The following is a 26,227-nucleotide window of genomic DNA, read 5'->3' on the forward strand; positions in this document are numbered from 1 at the left end:
GACTTGATGAATAACTCATCGACCAGATTTTACTTCGCTTCACTTTAATTCAATTACAGAACCTTCTGGTATAATGCAATATCAAACACATCATCCGGGCGCACGATATTGTCTGCCAACCTCCATTTGCGTCGATCTGTCTCTTTCATGGGATAGTTAAACAGTGATTTCAACTGATCGCCATACCGCATGGCTACAACCACTTGTTCATTGGTCAGTGCATGTAATTGATCGAGCAAGTCATACTTGTTAGCCACCGTGGAGCTGAAAATAATATGTGTCGCCTCTCTGGTATACGCCAGATCCTCCAGCAGCAAATGCTCTAAACGAATGTTCAGACCTGCTCCAAGCTTCTCCACAACGTTTCGCCCAAGCCTAATGGCCTCTGCATCGATATCAATGCCAACCACCTCGGCTCCGGTTCGTTTGGCGATCAGTAGAGGGGTCATCGGAAATGAACCGGAACCCACCAGCAGCACTTTGGATTGAGATGTCACCTGAAAGCGACCAAACTCCTTATCGATGCACTCTTCGATATTTTTAAAATAATCTGCAATCTGCACTTCTCCATCCTGCAGCTTCAATGCCCGGTATTTCTCCATAATCGCAACACACTGAGCAGATTGGTGTCTCAACTGGTGAATCAGTGGTTCAAGTTCCTCCAGCTCTACCTGTTTCAACATATCCCAAGCGATCTTGTGATCAGGTGCAGTCACAAACCGCGAATATTCATTGATAACCGTTTCCAGTTCCTCGCTGTGCTTAAGCGTCTGATCATATCTGACTGCAAGCTTGCCAAATTGTTCGGCAAAGGCATGTAGTCTGGTCTCCAAATGGATCAACGTAATCATTGTCTTTCCTCCTACACCTGTAATGGTCAAGCTATCATACATCCCATCTCAAGTCCTCTCAGACCTCTACGATGCTTCTGCTCTGTTCCAACGAGGTATCAATGAAAGCCGTGCCACAAGCAACAATTTCGACAGTACCCTCAATCGTAATGTCATTCACACCTTCTTCATTCCACTGAGCGGTCACCATAATGGTACCTCCAGGCTGCTTGATCCACTGGGTGACTTCGCTCTGTCCACGCCAGGCCAGATAAGCGCCTACCGAAGCCGTACCCGATCCACATCCTCTCTCCCAGATCAGACTGTCCAGCTTAGGGACGTAAATGAGTGGGGTCATCTCTTTCGTAGTGGGATCATACAACAAAATGCCGATCATTTTATTTCCCATGGTGATTCCTAACAGCCGTGCGAGATGCTGTGCTCTTTGTTTCATCACGTCATCCAAGTCCTGCACTTCAATGACGATGTGAATGAACTCGGCATATCGTACAATGACCATCTCTAGCTCCATCGCTTCAAACGTAATCATACGTCGCTCAATCTGCTCAGGAACAGGCATGCTCACCCGACAATCGTACCGATGCTCCTGCCTCTTCACATGGCAGACAATCAGGTCTGCTGAGCCCGAAACATCCAGTTTAATACTCATGGATGCCTGCTCCTCCAACCCTGTTTCCGATGCCATATGAGCTGCCAGTGCCATACAGGCATTACCGCAAAATTCTCCTCCAGCCATCTCCAGACGGGCAGCAGCTTCCTGCCTTCGTGACTGCTCAATAAATCCGACTTGTTCAGCATAAACATGACCATAGGACATCAGACTGGAAGCAATATCACCGTAATGTTCAGCTGCATGATTCGTCCTCACCAGAATGGTCATGTTCTGCGTTGGATTACATTTGATAAAATCAATTTCTTGTTTCATCGCGGTGGCTGCTCCTGTTCTTTGAATTCGAAATGAAGTGCTCCGTTTGCTTATGCTTTAATTAATAGTAATAATTACGATTAATGGACGAGAAAAATATAGCACACTCATTGGGGGGCGTCAACATTTTTTTCCATATACCTGTTCAAAAAGCACTATTCATCAATACACAAAATAGAGCTGACAACCAGCGTCAGCTCTGAAGCAAATAAATAGATAATATAAAAGCATATACCAATGCAAATATTAATATAAACAGAAATAGAAATACCGTTACAAATGCATATACGATTACATTTCAGTATATTACATCTATTTTCCTAAACTGGATATTACGCATAAACTTCTTTTCGACATCAGTGCCACTTTAAGCTTGTAGACGTTTCAAAGCCTGCTCAGCCAGTCCTGCCAGCAGATGTGCACCTATTGGTAGCGCCTGCTCATCTACATCAAAGCCCGGATGGTGCCACTCATGCGGCCCCGATGTTCCGAGAAAGAGGAACAGACCCGGCACTTCTTTTTGATAAAAGGAAAAATCCTCTCCTGCCGGCGAAGGCAGCGGTCTGACATGGTTCAATCCGAGCTCACGAACGACTTGTTCTGCATCCAATGTCAGCGATTCATCATTGACCACAGCAGGTGGCCCCTGAATCCAGCGCACTGTCGCAGTTGTGCCATAGGCTGCAGCCACACCAGCTACGACCTGGTTGAAACGTTCCCGAATCCGGGAGCGCACCTTCTCATCAAACGTACGTACTGTGCCGTCAAGTATCGCTTCCTCCGGAATAACGTTCCAAGCTGTACCGCTGTTTATTTTCGTAACGCTGAGTACAGCACTCTCCTGAGCACCTACATTCCGGCTCACAATCGACTGCAGTGCGGTGACGATATGGGCAGCAACCACAATCGGATCGATGCCTGCCTCAGGCACAGCCGCATGGGTTCCCACACCTTGCACATGAACGACAAAACCATCCGCTGATGCCATCAATGCACCTTCGCGAATACCCACTGTGCCTACTCGCAGATCCGGTTTATTGTGTAAACCAAATATAGCCTGAACATCGGCGAGTGCGCCGCTCTGAATGACTTGCCGTGCACCTGTTGCCTTCTCCTCTGAAGGTTGAAAAATCAATCTCACCCTCCCGGGCAAACTGGATTCACGCTGTTTCAATAACCGTGCGGCTCCAATCAAAATAGCTGTGTGCGCATCATGCCCACATGCATGCATTCGACCTGCGATCCGTGAAGCAAACTCCAGCTTGGTTTCCTCCTGAATTGGCAGGGCGTCTATGTCCGCTCGCAGCGCAACGACAGGGCCGTTTCCCTGCCCAATCTCAGCAACAAGTCCTGTCCGCAGTTTATACTCATCGGCAAGATAAATGCCTTCCTCTTCCAGCCAACTGCGAATAGCTGCTGTCGTTTCCTTTTCCTCACCAGAAAGTTCCGGGTTGCGATGTAGATGCCGCCGAATTGCGATCAGATATGCTGCAAGCTCCTTCTCTTGCTCCGTATTCCATCCCCATGGCAGCACATGTTGCTGATCCAACGTTCTCTCATCCTGCCCTTGCTCTCTCTGCTCGACTTTATGTTGCTCATCCTCCCACTGCTTTAACTGCCCTCTCGGCTGCTCCAGATTACTTTTCATCCCTGTATCCCCCTTTCCAGCTGAATCTATCCAATTGTTGCTTCTGTTTTCGAGGACTTTCATTCCAATCTATAGTTGCCTCAACAGTTCCCCAAAAGGCTCTGCAAATGGCGAATATTCTTCTTTTAAGGTCACAACACTGATCTGTAGCGATACACCTGCCACCTCATGGACTTGAATGGGGAACAACTCCTGACGATCTACCTCCTTCTTTACCGTTAACCCTGGGAGAAAAGCGATCCCCGCACTTTGCATAACCAGTTTCTTTGCTGTTTCCGAATTATCGACATGATATGTAATATCCGGCGGATGCTCCAGTGAGTCGAAAGCCCGGTGAATTCGAAGCCAGTCCAGTGAGCCACATTCGAAAAAGACCAGCTGTTCATTCCGAATCGCCTCCATCCTGATATGTCCCCTCTTAATGAAGGGATGCCCTTTGTATACATACAGCTGTATCGAATCTTCGTAAAAAGCAACGGTACGAATCGCAGGGTGCATCACCTTGCGTACAAACGCCAGATCGATCTCCTGACTGAGCAGTTTGGCAATCAGTTGATCCGTTGTTGCCGTTGTCAGTTTGATATTCACTTCAGGGTATGCTTCCTTGATTCGGGGCAAAAAATCGGGAATGACATAATTAGATACGGATACGGTACTGCCTAGGCGAAGTGTCTCTGGTGTCGTCTTGCGTTGCTGAATGTTCTGTCTGCCCTTCTGAATGACTTGCAACACCTGTTGCGCATACGGCAAAAATTTGCGGCCTTCATCCGTCAGCACAATTTGCTTGCCCAGTCGGTCAAACAGCTTGCATCCCAGCTCCCTTTCCAGTGATTGAATACGTGCCGTAACCGAGGGCTGGGACAAGAAGAGTACTTCAGCCGCCTTATTGAAGCTTCCGTAATGATTGATATGTACAAACGCTTCAATGTTTTCTATATTCATGGGCGCCTCCGTAAATACTTAATTTCCCCTATAAAAATACTTGGTTTTAGGTTATCGTAATCTCATTTTTTTCCAGTGTCAATCGTAATTCTTCCAAGGATCGATCTAAACGGGCTGTAATGTCTGCCGCGAGTGTAAATGTTCCGTCCTCATTGCGTTCAATCGCCTGATCCACTGCGTATACGCCGCCAAGAATATGGCGTCCGCCGAGTGCGGCAAGCACAGGCTTCAATGCATAATCAATAGCTAGCAAATGTGCAATCGAACCGCCAATGACAAGGGGGAGGGTCACCTTATCTCGTAATCCTTCTTGTGGAATCAAGTCGAGAAAAAGCTTGAGCACACCGGAATAGGCTGCCTTATATACAGGAGTAGCCACAATAACGGCATCCGCTGCTTCGACAATGGCAAGTGCATCCAGAATGGCCGGGCTGTCGAACTTTGCCTGCACCAGATCTTCAGCCGGCAAATCGGTCACCGAAATCACTTCAACGGAAATACCAGCTTTGCTTAACGTTTGGCTGCTATAATCCGTAAGCCCCGTCAAACGTGATCTCTTGGACGGGGTTCCAGCAATAATGACAACATGTTGCATGTTATTTTCCTCCTTCGAATGCGGTCAAGCCGCTCCTTTAACTTTTGGATCAAGTCGATCGCGAATATCGTCCCCAATCAGATTTACAGCCAGGACAAACAACGTAATGGCCAGCCCGGGGAATGTGCAAATCCACCAAGCTACTGTTAGGTAACCTCTCCCTTGAGACAGTAGAGCACCCCAATCCGGAATTTCTTTCAACACCCCGAGTCCGAGAAAACTGAGTCCCGACCCTGTCAGGATGGAGGTACCTACACCCAGCGTTGCCATCACGAGCAGCGGAGACAAGGAGTGTGGCAGGACATGTTTCCAGAAAATGCGAGCATTGGAACCGCCCAGTGAACGTGTTGCTGTAATGAAGGGTTGATTTTTGACAGACATCACCTGGCCACGCATCACCCTTGCATAGCCTGGTATCGAGGCTACTGCAACAGCCAGTGCAATATTCAGCAGTCCTGGCCCAAGCGCCGCGGCAACAGATAAGGCGAGTAACACACCTGGTACAGCCATAAGAATATCCACAGCCCGCATCGTTACCGTGTCAACCCTTCCTCCTGCATATCCCGCTAGGATGCCTAGAGCACTTCCGACGAGACCACCAACAAGCACGGAAGCAAAACCGATCAGCAAGGAATCCCGGCTGCCATGCACAATCACACTAAAGATGTCTCGGCCGAAATAATCTGTACCAAACAGGTGCGCAGCAGAAGGAGACTGAAGGATGGCTTCCGTCATCATCTGTGTTGGATCATAAGGAGCGATCCAGCCGGGCACGATGGCACAGGCCACAATAAAAAGGACAATGAGCAGGGCGGTATACAAAAACAATCGCGATACTGCAGATGAAACACGATGCCGCCAAGGAAGGCGATTCCATCTCCACAGACGAGCTTTCCCTACATTTCCTACAACTCCTGCCCATGTCTTTTTGTCACCAACCAAAGGTTTCATACTCATAAAAATGAATGCCTCCTCCCCCTGCCTCTTCCCATTCTTCATGCTCCTGATGCGATGTTCCTGACCTGTATCATGTACGGGCAGCCCGCCGAACCCGAGGATCAATGTATGAATATGAGATGTCTATCAGCAAATTCAACACGACATAGATGAGGGATGTAAAAAACACTACCCCCTGCACCACTGGCAAATCCTTCGCCATCAGCGCATCGGCAATAATGCGTCCGATTCCTTGTCTGGAGAATACGGTCTCTACAACAACGGTACCTGCCAGCAAATCCCCGATCAACATACCGATGACCGTTACCGCAGGGATCAATGCATTACGCAGTGCATGACCGTACATGATGGCACGTTTAGACAATCCTTTGGCTCGCAAAGCAACGATAAATGGTTCGTTGATCACTTCAAGCATGCTGTTGCGAACCATGCGCACAATGAATCCTGCACCGACAAGTCCAAGTGTGGCTGCCGGAAGCACCAATGAACTGAAGCCGTCCGAACCCATCGCCGGAAACCAGCCGAGCTGAACAGAAAATAACAGAATGAGTAAAATGCCGGTCCAGAAGGTGGGCATCGATATGCCGAACAATCCAACGACTCGAGACACCAAATCAATTACACCATTCCGGTGAATGGCCGACAGAACGCCAAGTGTAATTCCGATCGTGATGGCGATCAGCGAGCTGAGTGCCGTTAATGCCAGTGTTGCCGGGAAGTGCTCCAGAATTTTAGGTAATACCGGATCGGAATTGACCATGGATTGACCAAAATCCCCGCGCAGCATATTGCCAAAGTAGTTCGCAAACTGGATATAAAAGGGTTGATCCAGCCCAAGCTGTGTCCGGAGATTGGCAATCATCTCCGGGGTAGCCGAGGACGGGTCCAGCATAAGCAGCACCGGATCACCCGGCAGAAGATACATGATGCAGTACACCAGCATCGAAGCTCCAAATATAACGAAAAGCGACGTTGCAAGCCGTGAAAAGATCAGTTGAATCATACCGGGATGGCTCCTTTCTGAATCCGGAATAGGCTGTGCGCCGTGTTGGAGTGATGTCTGGATACAGCACTTGAATTATGGCTGGATACGTACATCGTTAAAAAGTGGATAACCTAGTGAATCAAACTTGAACCCTTCAACGTTTTTGGATGCTGCCACCGTGTACGGAAATACGTATATTGGCAAAATAACTGCTTGTTCAATGAGATATTTCTGAATCTGACTGTAGATCTCTACCCTTTTCGCCGAATCCGACTCTACCGCTCCCTGCTCTAACAGTTGATCGATCTCTGAATCAGACAAACCGGATAATGTGGGGCGTTCCCCTTCCGCACTTGTATGATAGAAAGCATATAAGGCGTTTGGATCGGAGTTGACCTGGCTGTTGCCATACAGATCATAATCCCAGTTCTGATAGATCACAGTAGCAATGTCTTTGGTAATCACTACTTCTACCGCAATGCCCAGCGGTTTCAGCTGTTGCTGGATGACCGCAGCAATGTCATTCCGTTTCTCCCGGTTAGGAGAGCCATCCACATAACGCAGGGTCAGCTTCTTCCCGTCTTTGACACGAATCCCGTCAGTCCCCTTAACCCAGCCCTGCTCATCCAGCAGCTGGTTCGCGCGGTTGATATCCGGGGTGATGCTTCCTTCAAGCGCCTTGTCATAGCCGAGAATGCCTGGAGACAATGCAGACCATGCGCGCTCGTAGTTACCCAGATACAAGGTTTTCACAATGGACTCGACGTCTACAGCGGATTGTACCGCTTGCCTTACTTTTACATCATCCCAAGGTGCCTTGCGCAAATTGAAAAAGAGGGTATACGGCAGTCCAACGGTGTTAGCCTGCAACAATTGCTGGTTTGGATCATTTTTCAGCGCAGCGATATTTTGCGGCGGTACGGTCTCTGCGGCAAACACCTGCTTGCTTTGCACACTTCCGATGCGTGTTGCTTCTTCCGGTACAATTTTAAACGTGATCGTATCGATATAAGGAGCCCCTTTGTTCTCAACCGTATCCGGGCCCCAGTTGTAATCCTTGTTTTTGGCTACAACGATATCTGCATTTTCATCCCATTTCACAAAGGTATACGGGCCCGTGCCTACTGGATTTTTGCCCAGTTGATCCCCATATTTCTTCGCAGCCGTTGGAGACACGATTCCCAGTAATGCCTGACTCAGGTTACCGAGAAATGCCTGCGAAGGCGCATCCAGATTGACTTTGATCGTATATTCATCAATGACTTCGGAGGAGCTATAAGGTCTAATCAGGGCTAGGGAATTGGCAGCTTTGGTGGCCGGATCAATGACCCGATCCAGATTATACTTCACCGCTTCTGCATTAAACGGAGTTCCATCATGGAATTTCACGTCCTCACGCAGCTTGAAGGTATAACTTTTGCCGTCCTTCGATACACTCCATTCCTTGGCTAGCCAAGGTTTGATAGAGCCATCGGGCAGCTGAACCACCAGATTGTCGTAGATCGTGCGAATCGCTCGTACGGCTACGGCAAGCCCACTGCGATGTGGGTCGAGCGTATCCGGTGAAGTGGCTAGCGCAAAGGTGAGGTTACCACCTTCTGCTTTACCAGCCTGACCCCCGCCGGCGGAAGCCTGTGCCGCACCGCTGGTTTTGCCTCCTGACGCTGCTCCGCATCCGGACAAAACCATCACCAATGCTACGGCCAACGCCACAACTTTTGTCCATGAAATAGACTTGTTCATATCGCTTCCCCCTCTGTGTATACAGGTGTCATTAATGTGCTACGGTAAGCAAACCTCTATATAATTTATATTCCCTATGAGAAAAGTAGGTTTTAAGACAAAAAGAACTCATTAACTTTATCAACTTTATTAGCCCTGTGATCCAGATGTATTTGCACTTCATTTTACACAGGTTAGATTTATCGCATCTTAATAACATGAATTAAAACAATTAAATGATGATCGATTTAGATGATATGCTGCATTCGATTAGATGACGTTCGACTGTTCCTGTGTTCTCGCTGCTGTATAACGGTTTACAGGCACCTGAACACCCAGATTGCCACGCAGTGTATCATGCTCATATTCCGTACGATAGATGCCGCGTTCCTGTAGAATAGGCACCACCAACTCGACAAAGTCGGACAATCCGCTAGGCAACTCCGAGGCAATGATGAATCCGTCTGCTGCTTCTGCCTCAAACCATTCCTGAACCTTGTCTGCAACCTGCTCCGGTGTCCCCAGGAATTGACTCCGTGGTGTTGCAGCCCGTAGAGCAACTTCGCGCAGCGTTAACCCCTGTTCTTTGGCATCTTTTTTAATCTTGTCTGTTCCACTGCGGAAGCTGTTGCTGCCTATGCCATCCAGTTCAGGGAACGGTTCATCCAGCGGATATTGGGAGAAATCATGATGCTCGAAGAAACGTCCCAAATAGTCCAACGCTTTATCAATGGTTACAAGGCTCGCGATCTCCTGATACTTCTGTTCCGCTTCCTCTGCCGTCTGTCCCACAATCGGGTTAATGCCTGGCAAAATGACAATATCTTGCGCTGAACGTCCATAGGAGGCGGCCCGTGTTTTCACGTCCTTATAAAATGCTTGTGCATCTTCAATGTTATCGTGTCCAGTGAATACCGCATCAGCTTCCTGTGCCGCCAGCGTTTTGCCATCGTCTGAAGAACCTGCCTGGAAAATAACCGGCTGTCCCTGCCGTGAACGAGCGATGTTCAATGGCCCTTGTACAGAGAAGAACTCCCCCTCATGGTTCAGGGTGTGCATTTTGGAAGGATCGAAGAACACGCCGCTCTTCTTGTCTCTTACGAATGCATCGTCTTCCCAGGAATCCCACAATCCCTTGGTCACTTGTAAATATTCCTTTGCAATTCGATAACGTTCCGGATGTGTTGGATGGTGACTCTTGCTATAATTTTTCGCGGTACCTTCCAAGGGGGATGTCACCACATTCCAGCCTGCACGGCCATCACTGATCAGATCAAGAGAACCAAACTGTCTGGCGACTGTAAATGGATCACTGTAGGATGTGGAAAGTGTACCTACAAGTCCAATGCGTGAAGTTACCGCAGCAAGAGCGGAAAGAATGCTGATCGGCTCAAAGCGATTCAGAAAGTGAGGAATGGATTTTTCGGTAATATATAGACCGTCCGCAATAAATACAAGATCAAACTTACCCTCTTCAGCCTTGAGCGCCTGACGTTTGTAAAATCCAAAATTTACGCTGGCATCGGCCAGAACCTCCGGGTGTCTCCAAGTTGTGTTGCTTCCCCCAACGCCATGAATGATGGCTCCAAACTTCAAACTACGTTTTGCTGTCATATGCAATCCGCCTTCCCTGAATTAAGGTTATTTGATGGAACCAAAATGTAGCGTATTTAAATCAATGATAGAGTATAAACAACCATAAAATTGATTATTCCTATGCGTTTGGTTTGCTTTAATTTCACACAGCTTATCACTGCCTCGTGAACCGGTCAACCGTGCTTCTAATAGATTTTTTCTATAAGCATATTGCATTCCTGGGACTTAAACTTTTTCCATTCAGACAACAATCACTTCATCCTGCCGCACCAGAAGTTCCACCAGCTTTTCTAAATCAGGCTCCAGCAGAGCTTCATATTTTCCGTTCGCGCCCACTTCAATGACAGGTACGTGCCGGATGCCGTATTTGACTTCAAGTACATCTCGTAGCACATCGTTTCCCTGCACTTCAATGTTCTCGAATGGCTGGTTATGCTCGGTTAGAAACGCTTTGACTTCCCCGCAGAAATGACAACCCGTTTTACTCCATAACACCACTTTTTTGGATGATGACATCGACATACCTCCAGATTTTCATAAGTGTGATCCAGAAGATTAGACAACCTGGACAACCAGATCACCTATGCCTAAATTCCCATCTGTTAAATAGGAATTATGGCTATAAATTTACTCCTGCACACTCGCAGCGTCAATACATCTGCTAATAGAACAATCCTATAACAGAATAGAAAAATTATATTTTGATTTTGAAATATAATTTTTGATTTAAAAAAAAGGAGTGAGATTAGACTCACTCCAATGCTTTTAACTTCTCCTCAATCCTCTTTGCTTCTTCTAAATTTGATGCAGGAGAACTTATAACTAAACCTTCATTCTTATATTTTTCATTCGTTAATTTCATGTATAGTTCAGGTTCTGTAATCATAATTGCAAATTGATTAGCCTGGTTATCCAAATATATATCTCCTAACACTGTTCTCTTAGCACCTTCCTAAGAAATTAGTGATGAGCTATGCATGAAGGTGACGTGTTCGAAGACCATATCATTAATCGATAAAGCCCCCTCATAAGCATTATTCTTATTCAAACTCCCTTTCAAACTCACCTCTAATTCCCTATACAGCTCGGAGTTTTCGCTAAACATATACGATGGTAATTTAATATCTATTTTTTCACGATGACTACACCCTGAAAGAAATAATAAAATAAATAAAGTAATACAAAGTATTCTTTTCATTTTTCGCCTCCAATTTTTCTCACCAAGGGTAGCTACAATCCCCCAGTCCAACTCCTTTTCTTCCACAAATGAAGATAGATATGCCTAGATGAACATTGAAAATATGTATATGCCTCTCGGCAGATCGCTGGGGCGAGCACCGCCGTGAACAGAGAAAAAAGGCATCCATACAACACAGGTATCTCCTGAATCACTTTCATGTCGTCGAGTGATTGCGCAGCCCATGTATGAAAAACTTCATGCGAATGAACAGATTAGCGCTGTGTTAAGCGCTAAAACGGCTTCCCTGCTGTGTTGCTCATCCGCATGTTTATCGTACTGATCGGTGCTCATTACAAGTCCTTATTCAACAGCTGAGGTGGAGCGATTATTGGCCATCCTTCCGGTACCGACTGAAGCTGTTCTGTCGTTATAGGATGCACATGTCTGGAACGTACTCCCCAGCATTCGGCTACGTAACTGGACACAAACTTTCTGCGTTTGCCCTCGCTGATCTGATACCATACTTCAGGGGTGCCTGTAGCCGCAACTATGCTTGCACCTATAGCTGACTGGTCAGGATCAGAAGTGATTACAGCCAAAGGAAGATCGGATTCAAGCGATCCATTATAGATGTCTCCAGTGGACATAAGCGCTTCTCCCACAGGTATGCCCAGCAGATCCGGTTTGGCTATCCGTACTGGAGAGATACCGCGTGGAACGGGAATGTTCAGCTTTCGACGCTGACCACCCCTTAGTATATAGACATCATCTTGAAGATCAATGAGGAATGCACCTTCGGGATAGAAATCACTGCTTCGTCTGAACGGTGATGCTGCAGGATTGTTTTCGGTAGAAGAGGCAGAGGACACCGCTACATGCTGGCGTAGATCTCCCTTGGCCACCGACGAGGTTAAATTCGATTGAGATCGAGATTGATGGTTTGAGTGCTGAATCTTTGCCAGCCTAGAGGTTTCGGCGATGAGCGCATGAGGATCTCCCCACTTCTGACTGTAAAATTGTTCATTGTCTTTGTTTACCGAGTGAAAGTCCTGCTCCCCGAGCGCTTTCATGCTGACACTTCCAAAATGGTGGATAAACGCGTCACCTGCTACAGCAAGCCTGTATCCCTGCATACGTACACGGATAATCCAGTCGTCATCCTCAAAGTTGCCAACAGCGTAACCTTCATCCAGATAACCTACGCGCTCAAACAAATCTCTGGAAAACAGCCAGCAAAATCCGACGAGTCGGTCTGTCAATCGATGTTTCTCTGGATCTGGACGATTCTGGATAGCAGCGAAAGACCACATCTCTTTCACTTCACGATAAGGCACCTCAATCTGCTGATCTCCGCCAATATAATTGGTTACTGGACCTACCACGCCGATCTGTGGATCACTGTGAAGACACTCCATCATATTATCCAGCCAGCCTGGGGTAACCAGAGTATCGTTGTTCAATACGACGATATGCCGCCCTTTCGCCATCATCAGACCATGATTCACGCCTCCGGCGAATCCTCGGTTCTTCTCCAGTGCAGCCACTCTGACCATACCGCCTTGGCGAAGCAGTGCTTCTGCCGTGCCATCCTGAGACGCATTGTCTACCACGATGATTTCATAAGGAGCCGGGGTATGTTTCTCAATGCTTGACACACATTGCAGCACATAATCACGCTGATTGAAGGTGGGAATGATAATGCTGACCCCTTCAAAAATAACCCCGAATGAATTTTGTCCCTGACGAACACCGTCTTCGTACCCTCGATCATACCCCTGCCTGTATAGCTTTGTGCTACGGAGGAGACGTTTGCTTTTTTTTCCTTTCCGTGAGCCTTTACGCAAGCCACCACCGGCGGCATGAACGAACACCTCAGCAGATGTTCCTACGCGATGAGGATGGCCGCCTGATGAGGATACCTTTTTTCTAGGCTGACGGCTTTGTTTTACACGTTCCAGACTGCCTTTACTTGCGTTCTGAAGCTGTGTTTCCGATTTCTTCAACATGCTTCCTCCATTCCACCTCGTTCCCAAGGCAAGGTTTCGCTGATTCTGCCCCGGACGATTCACTAGAGTTGAAGCTCTCCTGTCACTAATTTATCTGCCAAGTGTCCGAAGTCAATAGCAACTTTGCCCAGTTCGCCAGCAATACATCTGCATAGTACTACCGCTGGAATGCCTGCCGCGACTAATGCGATATCAAAGGGTTGACCCGCTGTCTGCTGCATCACTCTTGGAATATCTGCCATACCCGATACAACGGGAACGATGCCTGTGACCTGTATCCCATGCTGCTGAAGCAAGGCTCCAAGCTCTGTCGCCTGGCTACCCATAAGCAGCACGCGCCGTCCTTGCAAGATCGGTAGCAGCAGATGGGACTGATGCAGACTGTAGTTGATCGTAGAACTGGTCAATTTCAGGCTGGACCAGTCGATCCCGAAATGGCGTAGCACGGGGAATAACAGTCCCTGAAACGTGGGTGCACGTGAGGTGGGCACGCCCACCCAGTCCGCAGCTTGGATGGCTTCCGCCAGCATCGCGCGGATCTCCGGCGTGGAACTTGGCACCCCTGCATACGGCAGGAACGGTGCCAGCTCCTGCACTTCTGCGGCTGGCAGCACCGTATCCGCTGCCAGTGCAAGCAGTTCGCCATCTCCGAGGCGAACGACAGACAGGGGGCGCTGTGCATCCAGCGCCGCCATGATGTGACCAGCCATCTCATGAGGGCTGGTCAGCCGGGTAAGGCTAGGCGCGTACTGGCGGAATCCCGCCGCGATCAAATCTGCCGCCGCGACAGCGGGCAGAATGTGATCCGGCGGGATGTGCTGCGCCACCAGCGCCTCGCCCCCGGCGAATACGCCGTCGCGGTACCCTGCGGCGTAATCGCCGGGCCCTGCCGCCTGCACAGCATGCTCCGCAGCCGGCAGCGGCATGCCTTTTGCGCTGCCCGCACTCGCGGCAGCGCCTTCCCGCCCCGCGGGCACGACAACACCCTGTGGGTGTGTCGTCTGGCGCGGGGCGGGGCCAGCACCGCTGGCAGGCATCGCCTGTGGCGAGCTGGCTTGCGGTGCTGGCCTAGGCGCACGGCGCATCGCCGTGCGCTGCTTGGCGCGGGCCGCAGCGCGCCGGCCCTGCGCAGAGGCGTGCCTGCGCCGGGCCGAGCCTGGGCGCAGGCGGCCCTGTGCTGCGCCAGCCAGCGCTGCCCGGCTGGCTCTGCCGGTTTTGCCCGCTCTTGCCTTGCTGCTAGACCTATTGGCCCCGCCGCCTTTGCCCGGTCTTGCCTCGCTTCCAGACCTGTTGATCCCACCAACTTTGCCCGTTCCTATCTCACCTGCGGACCTGCTGGCACCACCTGTTGTCCTCATTCCTATCTCTCCTGCTGACCTGCTGGCCCTGCCCGCATGGATTACATTTACTGTTCTCCCTGCTTTTCTCGGCTTGATCTCACTTCCCACCCGGCCTGCCTTGTTCACTCTTCCAGCCGCAACAGTCCTGCCTACATTCAACACAACTCCAGCCCGTCCTGCCTTACTTACTCTGAGCAGGCCGCCCGTATTGTCTCCCATTCTCCTGCCCCCGACTCTTGCTGTTCCTCTCACACCATTCCCCCCTTATGCATGGAAAAGGATGGCCGCTGTCGCTTGCACAAAATGCCGGAGCTTTATTTCATTAGGCTCCGGCACAGATTCTGCTTCCAATCGGGCACTGCACAGCGGCTGTATCGTGATATTTCAGCTATGGCAGCTGACCCTTCATTCGTACGGCTGCCTCCTCGAGTGATTCAAATGTTCCAGCATCACTCCAGTATTTTTGCAAAATATCATATTCCAGTCCGCCACTCGCTGCATAATGGTTATTCACATCCGTAATCTCTAACTCTCCACGTGCAGACGGTGTGATGTTGTGAATCAAATTAAACACATGGTCATCATACATGTATATGCCGGTTACGCAGTAAGAGGTCTTAGGATGGCTTGGCTTTTCCTCAATATAGGCGATACGTTCCGGATGCTTCTCATCAAAGACAGGTACTCCGTAACGGCGGGCATCATCCACACCTTTAAGCAGCACACGTGCTGTACCCGCAGGTTGCTGCATATATCGGTCTACGTACGGCTTCAAATCATCACTGAACAGATTATCTCCGAGCAAAACTACGAATTTTTCACCGGGAAGAATAAACGATGATGCCAGATCAAGCGCTTCAGCAATGCCGCCTGCCTTTTCCTGAATACGATACGTCAGTCTTACCCCATGATCTGCCCCGCCTCCGAGATACTCCGTATACAACGCTGCGGAATGTTTGTTAATAACAATCAGAATATCCTCGATCCCTGCCTGGCGAAGCCTGTCGATGCCATACATAATCATCGGATGTTTACCGACGGGAAGCAGATGTTTGTTTATAAGCCGGGTCAGAGGGTACAGTCTGGTCCCTGTTCCACCAGCAAGAATTACACCTTTCATTCCTTGTTCCCTCCTTCATCGGATATGTCCATATATTCAAGCGGATCGACATGCCACTTATTTATAAAAATAGAACGGTTACGTTCCAATAACTGTTTCCATTCCAACGGATCTGTCTTTTGAAAACTAGCACTGCCCTGATGATGCACAAGCACATCATTACATATCAGCAAACGAAAGCCCTGAAGCCTCGCACGGTAACAGTAGTCGTCATCCTCATAATGTCCTGGAGAATAGGCTTCATCGAACCATCCCACGGATTCCAGCACACTTCGTCTCATTAGCATACATAGCCCGACAATTCGGCGTACTTCCTTCCATCTTGACGCATCTGTAACATTATTAGCAGCGGCCAATTGTTGAAAATGTTCGATATCTCGAAATGAGATATCCACCTGCTGAATGCCACTGGCATAGTTTGTAACCGGACCGATTATTCCTACCTTCTCATCTGTGTAGAGTGCTGCCTTCATATTCTCCAGCCAGTGTGACGTAACGGTAACATCGTTGTTCAGCAGCAGCAGTTCATCCCCGCACGCAGCCCGGAGACCTGCATTACAAGCAGCAGGGAACCCTCGATTCTCCGGTAAACGAACAAACCGTAATCGTTCCATAGCACAATATTCGGCTGTCCCATCTGTCGAACCGTTATCCACCACAATAATCTCGAATGGTGTAGATTCTGCTGTATATGTTCGGATGGCCTCCACACAAGGCTTCAACAAGGAAAGCCCGTTATACGTAGGTATAACTATGCTGGTCAAGGTCATCTGGCGTTCCTCCTGTAAGCTACCTCTGTACGGGATGGACGTCGGCGCCCTACATGTTTATTCATTTCCAGACAAGCGGCTAGCGCTTCCAGATGGTCACCAAGAATGAGTCTGGCGACATCATTTCCGTGACCCGTGTTACCAGGACGAATCCGGTTGGAACGAATGACATCCACTTGGTATGGAGCAGATACCTGCAATCCTTTTTGAATTGCGAGCATCTGTGCTTTAGGCGGGACAGCCAACGACGATGGCTTCACGGTCTCAATCATGCGCCTGGATAGGGCATGGGGAACAGCGGTCATCGAATTCGAAGCCAGATCTTTCCGGCCTAACGTACGATTCAAATAAGCTTTGATTCGGCTGACTTCATCCTGCTTGGCAAACGGCGGAAGCAGGGAGGTCAGGTCGTTTAATGCAACATCATCACCCCGGTCAATGGCAAACAGGAACGGTGCCAGCTGTTCAGCGGGCACAATCATGTCTCCATCCACGAACAGCACGATCTCTGCATCTGTCATCTTGGCTCCAAGTGCACGCCCCACATCATGTCCGGCCCGGTCCGGTTCATACACCAACGTGATGCCGGAATGTTGTAGCACCCGTTCTAAACTGTTATCTGTCGTGCCGTTTAATACGACCACAATATCACAGAGCGGTAAACGTTTTAGCTGTCCCAATACATGCCCAAGCGTGCTCTCCTCATTGCAAGCAGAGACGACAGCGGCCGCAGTACGATGGAGGAGCAAGGGGACAATCTCTGGCGATTGGCCTGAGGAGCGTGTATAACCCTGCATAAATGCTTTGCCTGCTAGTAACATAGTCTCGAAATTTTCCAATCCCGGCAGGTTAGCCGCATGTGCGCACCACGCATCAGAGGCATGTTTATCCGGTAGATCCGTATCAGCTCTGAACTGGCTTCCAGCCAGCCGTCCTGCCCTCCAATATGGATGTAAATCCGGCATGACTTTCTGGGTTTTCCGTTGCATCTGCCCCAGACGCTTCTGGCGCGGTGCACTTTTTTCTCCAGCCCTTCGTCTGCCTCTCAATCTGTTCGCTGTTGTTCGTTTTGGACCTGTTGGTCTACGGATACCAGCGCCTGATCGTCTTTTCATGGCTGTCACCTCCAACATGTTGTCCCCTACCACTGTCCGCTAGGAACGTCCAAGGTCGTTTACCCTTCGCTGTTTACCTTTCTTATCTGATCAGACTCCGAACTCGTTGCAGATCAGGGTAACCACCGCGGGGACCTCGTGTGTCCGTAATCCAGCGGATCGCCTCTAGATGATCTTGCAGCACCACTTGACTCAGCGGATCAGCACTGCTTCGTTTCTTCAAGCGAACTGGATTCCATTTACCGACAGGCACATGATGAACAGCCTTCACCCGAAGTCCGCCAAGTACCGCTTTTGCATGAGCAAGTGGCGGAATCTCCAGCGAAGATATATCGATGACCTCAAGAGCTTTTCGGCTGAGAGCATGAGGAATAGCTGTCATGGAAGCTCCGCCGAGATCAGATCTGGATAACAGAATGTTCAAGATATGTTTCGCTTCGACGACCGGATGAACAGGGTTCCGTGTCACTGGGCCGTTATAATCGTTCAATGCCACATCGACACCGTTTAGCACAGCTTGCACGTAAGGTGCGAGATGCTCGGCCGGAATCGGAATGTCTGCATCCGTAAACAGCAGAATCTGCCCTCGGGCTGCAGCTGCTCCCACTTTTCGTCCTGTATCATGCCCCAAGGCTTCGGGATACAGAAGTACACGTGCCCCTGCTCGTTCAGCTTCGCCCGCCGTGTCATCGGTTGATCCGTTCACTATGACCAGCACTTCCGCATCTCGGCATATACGGGCGGCTTCACGGACGACGGTGGCTATCGTGCGTTCCTCGTTCATGGCTGGGATGATAACCGATAGTATTGGGGGCCGGATCACTTCTCTTTCTTGTGGAACCGATTCTCCGACCAGGTTGTAAGGTGTAATCAGATCCATCGAACGAGATAAATGATGAGAAGGTATAACAAAAGAATAGGTCTTTATTCCCTTTTTTCGTCGAGAAGGAATCTGTCGTTTCCCTGATACGCCTCGGATGCGTTTCTTACTTGTTTTTGTTGCAAAACGGGCTTTATTCCGTTGTTTTCGCAACAACTTCACCTCCCGCAATCCATCCTTTAATAAGTCAAGGGAGTACACGTTATTTTATGTATTCGTGGAGCAGTGGAAACGGCGTATGTCCTTACCACCAGCAGGTTCTGTGTTACGACATAAGTAAATAAGCATTTAATGCGACAATATTCGTCATAAAAATTCAAAATAGCGTATATTGACTGCCTTTAGACACATTTTTCAAAAATATTTAAAATTGCATCTTTTCCAAACTTTTACATTGTGATACGATACGATTCAAGCCGAACGATTTACATTTTTAGTAATACAAAGAACATACGTACTCATATTACCTATTATTTAATCTTCGGTGAGTTAAACTATTGGATCTTCTCACCTGTCATTACCAACTGGACCTGACTTTAAAAGGAGTGATGCCGTTCCTGAAATTCCTTGATCCATCTTGTTAATGGGAGGACAAGCCCTGCTTCTGAACCACACTTCCACTACTACCCCACACTCCGCCTTGCCCGATGCAGACGGAAACCAAGCCGAGATCGGCATGATATTCTTTTTTCAACTAAATAATCTAAGAATAGGAGAGTTAACAATGAAATTCGCCAAAATTATGCCAACGATTCTTGGAGGAGCTCTTCTGCTCGCTTCCGTATCCTCTGCTGCTGCTGCACCATCTGACTCATCCATTCCGTTTGAGACCCCTTATGGCTCCGAAGAGAGTATATTGTTGAACAATAACCCAGACGAAACGATCTATCATTACCTCGGCCAACAGGAACAGTTCCTGGACGCCGATGTCAGAGGCCAACTCAAAATTATTAAACGTAACACAGATACGTCCGGCATAAGACACTTCCGTTTGAAACAGTACATCAAAGGCATTCCGGTCTACGGTGCTGAACAGACCCTACATCTGGACAAGACTGGAGCTGTGACTTCCGCTCTTGGCGAGCTTCCTCCCGTTGAAGAACAAGCTATTCCGAATGACGGTGTCCCTACCATCGGCGCAGAAGATGCCATTCGAATTGCCTCGGACGAAGCGACATCCCGCATCGGTGAGTTGGGTGCACCGGAGCTTGAGCCCAAAGCCGAACTAAATATTTATCATCATGAAGAAGATGGCCAGACCTATTTGGTTTACATCACTGAAGTTAATGTGCTCGAACCCGCTCCGCTGCGAACCAAGTATTTTATCAATGCCATCGACGGAAGTATCGTGTCCCAGTTTGATATCATTAACTTTGCCACAGGAACAGGGACGGGGGTGTTTGGCGACACCAAAACGCTGACCACCACTCAATCCGGCAACACCTACCAGCTGAATGACACCACTCGCGGTAAAGGTATCCAAACCTATACAGCAAGTAATCGCTCCTCTCTTCCAGGCACGCTGCTTACCGATTCTGATAACGTCTGGACGGATCGTGCAGCTGTAGATGCACATGCTTATGCTGCTGCCACTTATGATTTTTATAAAAGCAAGTTTAATCGCAACAGTCTCGACGGGAACGGACTTTTGATTCGATCTACAGTACATTACGGCTCCAACTATAACAACGCCTTCTGGAACGGAGCGCAGATTGTATTTGGTGACGGGGATGGCTCACAGTTTGGTATCTTCTCTGGCGATCTCGATGTTGTCGGTCATGAATTGACCCATGGAGTCATTGAGTATACTGCGAATCTGGAATATCGCAATGAATCGGGAGCCCTCAACGAAGCTTTTGCCGACATTATGGGCAATACCATTGAGAGCAAAAACTGGCTGCTTGGTGATGGCATCTATACGCCTAACATTGCAGGGGATGCACTACGCTCCTTGTCTAATCCTACCCTGTATAACCAACCTGACAAATACAGTGATCGTTACACAGGCACTCAGGATAACGGCGGTGTGCACATCAACAGTGGCATTATCAACAAAGCTTTTTACCTTGCAGCTCAAGGGGGTACACATAACGGTGTAACGGTTAGCGGCATCGGCCGGGATAAAGCAGTACGTATTTTCTACAGCACACTGGTGAATTACCTGACGCCAACGTCTAAATTTGCAGCAGCCAAAACAGCTACGATTCAAGCAGCCAAAGATCTGTACGGTGCCAATTCTGCCGAGGCTACTGCCATCACCAAGGCTTATCAAGCTGTAGGACTATAATCGTTAACTTCATGTATCATTGGCTAGTCCATCGTACACATCAAACATGAACTCATTTCTTTTTATATATCTTTTTTATAAAAAAAAGCATCGTTCCGACACCCCTCATGTCCGAACGGTCAGGCTTACCAAGCAGAAGCGGTGCCCAGGACATACTCTGGACACCGCTTCTGTTATATTGTCAGGTTGTCGGGTTATCGTACAAGGATCTTACGCAGATGGTCCTGCTGCAATCCAGGATAATAAACCATACGTATGCTTGCAATCATCTGTTCGCGTGACTTCCAGCACCGCTTCATCTTCGCTCTGGGACAGCAAGGATACCTGGAATCCACGGTCGTTGCTCATCGCTACAATCACGTAGTGCTCTGAGTTAAACGACTCTTCAAAAACAATCGTCACCTCGGTACATGTCTCCTGCTCTGGAAAAATAAAAGCTTCCATACCAAACTGCTGTACAGTCGGTTGTTTACTTACACTACGCACAGGCTGGAATGCCAGATGTTTGGCTTGAATAGCACCTGATTGCAACTGCTCGCTGCCTACGGAGCCTTCACACAAATGCTCTTGCGTCACGGATTGAGGCTCAAGTGTAAAATGGTTCGACGTCTCATCGTTAGAGAATTGAGACGCATCATGGTTAGTCAGCTCAGGGATCTCCGCATCAGACGTTAATGCATTTACTTCATCCAGCAGATCTTCCGATTCCGTCAATGCTGTAGCTGACTCGCCCTCAGGTAGTACTTCCTCTGCTTCAACGTCATTCGGCAGCCCGAGAAGCTTTTGAAGATCCAGGTTTCCAGCTTCGAAGTCATTAAGCATATTTTCCGAAGAGTTCTCTGCATCATCTCCCCAAGCAAACAGACCTTCATTTTGCAGACCTACAGAATGCATAAATTGCTGCACTTCCTGCATCGCTTCTTGCCTTTTGAACTCAGCAAGTTGTTCCAGTGTCTCTGCACTAACCTGACGAATGGCATTCCAGATCTCTTCACTTAAATGAGCCGTGCCCACAATACCTTCATTCAAGTGACTGGAGGTAATACTTTGTTCGCTCAGCTTGCTGCCGTCAATCGCACGATCAGCCAGATGTACCGACGATATCGTTCCTTCCGTCAGCTTACTTCCATCCACACTGCCATCCGCCAGCTTAGACGCCGTCACTGCACCATCTTGCAGATGAGCGGTGCTTACCGTTTCATCATTTAGATGGCTTGCCGTGATGCTGCCATCTCCGATGTGATCCGCATGGATAGCACCCTCTGCAATGTGAATAGACTGCACACTCTCTTCGGACAGATGAATGCTGGTTACCGCACGTTCCGTCAGCTTGCTGCCATTCACACTACCATCCGCCAGCTTAGATGCTGTGACTGCACCTTCTTGCAGGTGAGCGGTGCTTACCGTTTCATCACTCAGATGGCTCCCCGTGATGCTGCCATCTCCAATGTGATCCGCATGGATGGCACCTTCTGCAATATGAACAGACTGCACACTCTCTTCGGACAAGTGCATGCTGGAGACCGCACGCTCCGTCAGCTTGCTACCGTCAATCGCACGATCAGCCAGGTGTACCGACGATATCGTTCCTTCCGTCAGCTTACTACCATCCACACTGCCATCCGCCAGCTTAGACGCCGTCACTGCACCTTCTTGCAGATGAACGGTGCTTACCGTTTCATCACTCAGATGGCTTGCTGTGATACTACCATCTCCAATGTGATCCGCATGAATGGCACCTTCTGCAATGTGAATAGACTGCACACTCTCTTCGGACAGATGAATGCTGGTTACCGCACGTTCCGTCAGCTTGCTGCCATTCACACTACCATCCGCCAGCTTAGATGCTGTGACTGCACCTTCTTGCAGGTGAGCGGTGCTTACCGTTTCATCACTCAGATGGCTCCCCGTGATGCTGCCATCTCCAATGTGATCCGCATGGATGGCACCTTCTGCAATATGAACAGACTGCACACTCTCTTCGGACAAGTGCATGCTGGAGACCGCACGCTCCGTCAGCTTGCTACCGTCAATCGCACGATCAGCCAGGTGTACCGACGATATCGTTCCTTCCGTCAGCTTACTACCATCCACACTGCCATCCGCCAGCTTAGACGCCGTCACTGCACCTTCTTGCAGATGAACGGTGCTTACCGTTTCATCACTCAGATGGCTTGCTGTGATACTACCATCTCCAATGTGATCCGCATGAATGGCACCTTCTGCAATATGAACAGACTGTACACTCTCTTCGGACAGATGAATGCTGGTTACCGCACGTTCCATCAACTTGCTACCATTCACACTGTCATCCGCCAGCTTAGATGCTGTGACTGCACCTTCTTGCAGATGAACGGTGCTTACCGTTTCATCACTCAGATGGCTTGCTGTGATACTACCATCTCCAATGTGATCCGCATGGATAGCACCCTCTGCAATGTGAATAGACTGCACACTCTCTTCCGACAGATGAATGCTGGTTACCGCACGTTCCGTCAGCTTGCTTCCATCCACACTGCCATCCGCCAGCTTAGACGCCGTGACTGCACCATCTTGTAAAATGACGGATCGAACAGACTCTTCTTCCAGATGTTCCGTTCCAATGCTCCGCTCCTGAATATGGTGGGAAAATACAGCGCCATCCTGGATATGACGGGATTGAACTGCACCTTGCTGGAGATGTGCGGCGCCCAGTGACTCTAATTGCAGATGCAGTCCGCTGATCAGTCCCGGCTGCAAGTGTGCTTCCGTCACACAGAGAGGCGCCAGATGTTCCGTTTGCACTGATCCAGCCATCAGGTGACGGGAATGAATCGCCTGTTCGGTTATGTGCTCATTGCGAATCACATCTTCTCTCAGATGATTACTATTCACAGCCTGAGCTGCCAGATGGTCTGCCTTTACACTCCCTTCAGCCAGATGCATGGAGTCCACAGCAGCTCGCTGTAGATGCTCGCTGCCTACTGTTCCGTACTGCAACTTCTCTCCAGATACCGAATCGGCGGCCAGATGTTCTGTCGTAACAGCTCCTTGGCGCAGCTTGCTGCCAGGGATGCTGCCATTGGCAAACAATTCTGGCGTGCGAATCTCATCAGACAGATGTTCCAATGCGATGGTATGCTGCTTCAGATGGTATCCACGAATCGTCTCAGCAGGGATATGTTTGGCAACGATGCTTTCGGCCATAATTTTGGCGGAAGTGATGCTACCATCAGCCAGTTTGGCTGAGGTAACTGACAGATCAGCCAGCTTATCTGTGGAGACACTTTCCGGCGACAGTTTGGGTGATGTCACAGCGTGATCTGTAAGGTGTGGCGGAAAAATGGCACCACCGGCGAGTAAGGGCGAAGTAATACTGCCTGGAGCTATTTTGTCCGTGGTAATCGCTGCACGTGATATAGAGTCGGTCTGGACACTTCCCGGTTGCAAATGAGGGGCGCCTACGGCATGCTCCGTCAGATGTTCGGTTTTCACCGCGTACGGCCGAAGTGCTTCAGAACCAACACTGCCGGGTGCTAAATGAGATGTCGTAACAGCTCCAGGTGCTAAATGAGATGAATTAACCGTGCCTGAAGAAAGTGCTTTGCTTGTCACCGCACCTGGCGCGATTTTTTCAGTTGTTACACTCTCCCCTGCAAGCTTGGTCGTTGAGACGGCCTCATCCTGCAATTGGAATGATCCCACCGAAGATTCTGCCAGATGCGATTCTTGCACAACACCGGATGCCAGTGCATCTGAAGAGACACTCGCCTCAGATAGATGCGAAGCTTCAATACTGCCGCTTGCGAGATGTATAGAATGAATGGCACCATTATCGATATGAACCGGTGTGATCCCCCGATTAGCAATATGTTCTCCGCGAATTGAACCCTTGACCAGATGTTTTCCCTGAACAGCTTCATCTGCAAGTTTGGAAGCAACTACACTCTGGTCTGCCAACTTGGAAGCCGTCACTGACTGCTCCAGCAATTTGGCTGTTCCTATGGATTGATCTGCCAGCTTACTGCTGATAACGGCTCCATCCACCAGATGCTCACTACCGATTTCGGCATTACCGATCTGTTCACGACCAACAGCAGCAGCTCGAATCTGCGCAGATCCAATGGACCCATCCACCAAATGTCTTCCATTCAAAGTGTGCTCCGCAATATGCCGTGTATGAATCGAACCATCTTCGATCTGTTCACTGCCGATGCTGCTCGCTAGCAACTGATGACGTCCGACGGACCCTTCGGCCAGATGAGACTGTTTGACCGAACCAGCTTGAATATGGCTTGAATCGATGGATTGCTCTTCAATCTTGCTGCTTGTCACTGCTCCATCCCGAATTTTAGCGCTGGTAACTGCATCGTCTGCCAGTTTTGAGGTATGGACTGCACCTCCTGATAAATGACGCGTCTCGATCCCGCTAATTGCTATTTTTTCTCCAGTAACGGCCTGATTCTGAATTAATTCTTCTGTCACGAGCAGACGACTCAGATGTCTTGTGCCAATGGAACCATCCGCAATTTTAGCTGCATCTATCACCTGATTTGCCAGCTTCTGTGAAGTAATGCTGCCATCCCGAATTTTGTCTCCGGCGATGGAGGCATTCCTGATTTTGTGACCTGATACTGCCCCATCAATCAGATGCTCTTCTGCAATGGAGGCCTCAGCCAGTTTTGCCGATACAATAGCTCCATCCGCAATATGAATACTCGTTACCGCATAATCCTGAAGAGCTTCACTTCCTACAGCACCTGATTTCAGCTTGGATGCGTCCACCGAGAAGGGAGCTATCTTACTTTCCGTAACTGCGAACTCACTGAGATCATCCGTATAAATGTATTGTCCCTCATGGCCCGGCATCTGGTTTTGATTCAGGCGTTCAAGCCGCTGATTGCCCGTTAACTTGCTTTCATGATGTTGTTCTGTCAGTGGAAGTTGGACAACACTTCTAATCTGAAGCTCTTTTTCCACCTTGTTATCTTCCACGATTTTTTCTTCTACAGGCGATGAGGTCACTTGCTGCTCCAATCCAACGTCTTGTACTTCCATCACTTCTTCGGGTTGACTAACCAGAAAATTGGATGGAGTCTGTTCTGTTATCCCGGTTGGATCAGCCTCAATTGCTTTAGGAGTAGTTGGAGTGGAATTCAGAACCTCCTCCTGCTTCACTGTTTTTTCTGGCTTGGCATATTCCATTCGCCGCTCCATCAGATCCAGTTCCCTAAATTTCGGACTAATATGAGGCAATTTAGGCGCAACAATCTTTTTTCTGCCTTTTTTACTCATGAGGCCAGCTCCTTCCCCTAACGTTCATCTCCGG

19 protein-coding genes are annotated in these 26,227 nt (G+C 49.0%); 1 reads left to right on the forward strand and 18 read right to left on the reverse strand.

Translation table 11 applies throughout. The annotated features are described in order from the left end of the window. Positions 1–53 precede the first annotated feature (53 nt). The 17 genes from PQG66_RS18860 to PQG66_RS18940 all read right to left on the reverse strand — a co-directional run bounded on the left by PQG66_RS18860 (position 54) and on the right by PQG66_RS18940 (position 18,785). Complete coding sequence (locus PQG66_RS18860) at positions 54–851, reverse strand: methyltransferase domain-containing protein (RefSeq protein ID WP_272039347.1); 798 nt, start codon at positions 849–851, stop codon at positions 54–56. A 58-nt stretch (positions 852–909) separates the two neighbouring features. Continuing rightward, positions 910–1,776, reverse strand: a complete 867-nt coding sequence (locus tag PQG66_RS18865; protein WP_272039348.1) for a diaminopimelate epimerase — start codon at positions 1,774–1,776, stop codon at positions 910–912. Positions 1,777–2,143: 367 nt separating this feature from the next. Beyond that, on the reverse strand, positions 2,144–3,424 hold the full coding sequence (locus tag PQG66_RS18870; RefSeq protein WP_272039349.1) for an amidohydrolase: 1,281 nt from the start codon (positions 3,422–3,424) through the stop codon (positions 2,144–2,146). Between the two features lie 69 nt (positions 3,425–3,493). Continuing rightward, positions 3,494–4,366 carry a LysR family transcriptional regulator gene (locus PQG66_RS18875; protein WP_272039350.1) on the reverse strand — a complete coding sequence of 291 codons (873 nt, stop codon included), beginning with the start codon at positions 4,364–4,366 and terminating at the stop codon, positions 3,494–3,496. A gap of 46 nt (positions 4,367–4,412) precedes the next feature. After that, on the reverse strand, positions 4,413–4,961 hold the full coding sequence (gene ssuE / locus PQG66_RS18880; RefSeq protein ID WP_272039351.1) for an NADPH-dependent FMN reductase: 549 nt from the start codon (positions 4,959–4,961) through the stop codon (positions 4,413–4,415). A 24-nt stretch (positions 4,962–4,985) separates the two neighbouring features. Continuing rightward, on the reverse strand, positions 4,986–5,918 hold the full coding sequence (locus PQG66_RS18885; RefSeq protein ID WP_272039352.1) for an ABC transporter permease: 933 nt from the start codon (positions 5,916–5,918) through the stop codon (positions 4,986–4,988). A 70-nt stretch (positions 5,919–5,988) separates the two neighbouring features. Continuing rightward, positions 5,989–6,921 (reverse strand): ABC transporter permease, encoded by a 933-nt coding sequence (locus tag PQG66_RS18890; protein WP_272039353.1) that lies wholly within the window; start codon positions 6,919–6,921, stop codon positions 5,989–5,991. A 75-nt stretch (positions 6,922–6,996) separates the two neighbouring features. Next, positions 6,997–8,646 (reverse strand): ABC transporter substrate-binding protein, encoded by a 1,650-nt coding sequence (locus PQG66_RS18895; RefSeq protein WP_272039354.1) that lies wholly within the window; start codon positions 8,644–8,646, stop codon positions 6,997–6,999. A 249-nt stretch (positions 8,647–8,895) separates the two neighbouring features. Next, on the reverse strand, positions 8,896–10,239 hold the full coding sequence (locus tag PQG66_RS18900; protein WP_272039355.1) for an LLM class flavin-dependent oxidoreductase: 1,344 nt from the start codon (positions 10,237–10,239) through the stop codon (positions 8,896–8,898). Between the two features lie 222 nt (positions 10,240–10,461). Beyond that, positions 10,462–10,737 carry a glutaredoxin family protein gene (locus tag PQG66_RS18905; protein ID WP_272039356.1) on the reverse strand — a complete coding sequence of 92 codons (276 nt, stop codon included), beginning with the start codon at positions 10,735–10,737 and terminating at the stop codon, positions 10,462–10,464. 235 nt (positions 10,738–10,972) lie between these two features. Then, positions 10,973–11,137, reverse strand: coding sequence for a hypothetical protein (locus PQG66_RS18910; protein WP_272039357.1), 165 nt, complete (start codon positions 11,135–11,137; stop codon positions 10,973–10,975). Between the two features lie 614 nt (positions 11,138–11,751). After that, a complete protein-coding gene (locus tag PQG66_RS18915) occupies positions 11,752–13,407 on the reverse strand; it encodes a glycosyltransferase family 2 protein (RefSeq protein ID WP_272039358.1) in 1,656 nt (551 codons plus the stop codon). 62 nt (positions 13,408–13,469) lie between these two features. Next, positions 13,470–14,999, reverse strand: coding sequence for a GT-D fold domain-containing protein (locus PQG66_RS18920; RefSeq protein WP_272039359.1), 1,530 nt, complete (start codon positions 14,997–14,999; stop codon positions 13,470–13,472). Between the two features lie 136 nt (positions 15,000–15,135). Further along, the gene (locus PQG66_RS18925) at positions 15,136–15,867 is read right to left on the reverse strand and encodes a sugar phosphate nucleotidyltransferase (protein WP_272039360.1); all 732 of its coding nucleotides are present in this window, start codon (positions 15,865–15,867) and stop codon (positions 15,136–15,138) included. Beyond that, complete coding sequence (locus PQG66_RS18930; protein WP_272039361.1) at positions 15,864–16,637, reverse strand: glycosyltransferase family 2 protein; 774 nt, start codon at positions 16,635–16,637, stop codon at positions 15,864–15,866. The genes PQG66_RS18925 and PQG66_RS18930 overlap by 4 nt, the downstream gene beginning before the upstream one ends. Then, a complete protein-coding gene (locus PQG66_RS18935) occupies positions 16,634–17,752 on the reverse strand; it encodes a glycosyltransferase family A protein (protein WP_272039362.1) in 1,119 nt (372 codons plus the stop codon). Before PQG66_RS18935 ends, PQG66_RS18930 begins: the two co-directional genes overlap by 4 nt. Before the next feature lie 82 nt (positions 17,753–17,834). Beyond that, positions 17,835–18,785, reverse strand: coding sequence for a glycosyltransferase family 2 protein (locus PQG66_RS18940; RefSeq protein WP_272039363.1), 951 nt, complete (start codon positions 18,783–18,785; stop codon positions 17,835–17,837). A gap of 571 nt (positions 18,786–19,356) precedes the next feature. Between PQG66_RS18940 and PQG66_RS18945 the strand changes: the two genes are divergently transcribed. Next, a complete protein-coding gene (locus PQG66_RS18945) occupies positions 19,357–20,919 on the forward strand; it encodes a M4 family metallopeptidase (RefSeq protein WP_272039364.1) in 1,563 nt (520 codons plus the stop codon). Between the two features lie 210 nt (positions 20,920–21,129). Here the strand turns inward: PQG66_RS18945 and PQG66_RS18950 are convergent, their stop codons facing one another. Beyond that, the gene (locus PQG66_RS18950; protein WP_272039365.1) at positions 21,130–26,193 is read right to left on the reverse strand and encodes a WIAG-tail domain; all 5,064 of its coding nucleotides are present in this window, start codon (positions 26,191–26,193) and stop codon (positions 21,130–21,132) included. Positions 26,194–26,227 lie beyond the last annotated feature (34 nt).

Source organism: Paenibacillus sp. JJ-100 (genome assembly GCF_948329825.1).
Classification (GTDB): domain Bacteria; phylum Bacillota; class Bacilli; order Paenibacillales; family Paenibacillaceae; genus Paenibacillus.

Excerpts from the sequence above, each read along its gene's own strand:
- PQG66_RS18885 (WP_272039352.1), bottom strand. The coding sequence starts at position 5,918 with ATGAGTATGAAACCTTTGGTTGGTGACAAAAAGACATGGGCAGGAGTT.
- PQG66_RS18935 (WP_272039362.1), bottom strand. The coding sequence starts at position 17,752 with ATGAAAAGACGATCAGGCGCTGGTATCCGTAGACCAACAGGTCCAAAA.
- PQG66_RS18945 (WP_272039364.1), top strand. The coding sequence starts at position 19,357 with ATGAAATTCGCCAAAATTATGCCAACGATTCTTGGAGGAGCTCTTCTG.
- PQG66_RS18890 (WP_272039353.1), bottom strand. The coding sequence starts at position 6,921 with ATGATTCAACTGATCTTTTCACGGCTTGCAACGTCGCTTTTCGTTATA.
- PQG66_RS18895 (WP_272039354.1), bottom strand. The coding sequence starts at position 8,646 with ATGAACAAGTCTATTTCATGGACAAAAGTTGTGGCGTTGGCCGTAGCA.
- PQG66_RS18915 (WP_272039358.1), bottom strand. The coding sequence starts at position 13,407 with ATGTTGAAGAAATCGGAAACACAGCTTCAGAACGCAAGTAAAGGCAGT.
- PQG66_RS18925 (WP_272039360.1), bottom strand. The coding sequence starts at position 15,867 with ATGAAAGGTGTAATTCTTGCTGGTGGAACAGGGACCAGACTGTACCCT.
- ssuE (WP_272039351.1), bottom strand. The coding sequence starts at position 4,961 with ATGCAACATGTTGTCATTATTGCTGGAACCCCGTCCAAGAGATCACGT.
- PQG66_RS18905 (WP_272039356.1), bottom strand. The coding sequence starts at position 10,737 with ATGTCATCATCCAAAAAAGTGGTGTTATGGAGTAAAACGGGTTGTCAT.
- PQG66_RS18865 (WP_272039348.1), bottom strand. The coding sequence starts at position 1,776 with ATGAAACAAGAAATTGATTTTATCAAATGTAATCCAACGCAGAACATG.
- PQG66_RS18900 (WP_272039355.1), bottom strand. The coding sequence starts at position 10,239 with ATGACAGCAAAACGTAGTTTGAAGTTTGGAGCCATCATTCATGGCGTT.
- PQG66_RS18875 (WP_272039350.1), bottom strand. The coding sequence starts at position 4,366 with ATGAATATAGAAAACATTGAAGCGTTTGTACATATCAATCATTACGGA.
- PQG66_RS18950 (WP_272039365.1), bottom strand. The coding sequence starts at position 26,193 with ATGAGTAAAAAAGGCAGAAAAAAGATTGTTGCGCCTAAATTGCCTCAT.
- PQG66_RS18860 (WP_272039347.1), bottom strand. The coding sequence starts at position 851 with ATGATTACGTTGATCCATTTGGAGACCAGACTACATGCCTTTGCCGAA.
- PQG66_RS18870 (WP_272039349.1), bottom strand. The coding sequence starts at position 3,424 with ATGAAAAGTAATCTGGAGCAGCCGAGAGGGCAGTTAAAGCAGTGGGAG.
- PQG66_RS18930 (WP_272039361.1), bottom strand. The coding sequence starts at position 16,637 with ATGACCTTGACCAGCATAGTTATACCTACGTATAACGGGCTTTCCTTG.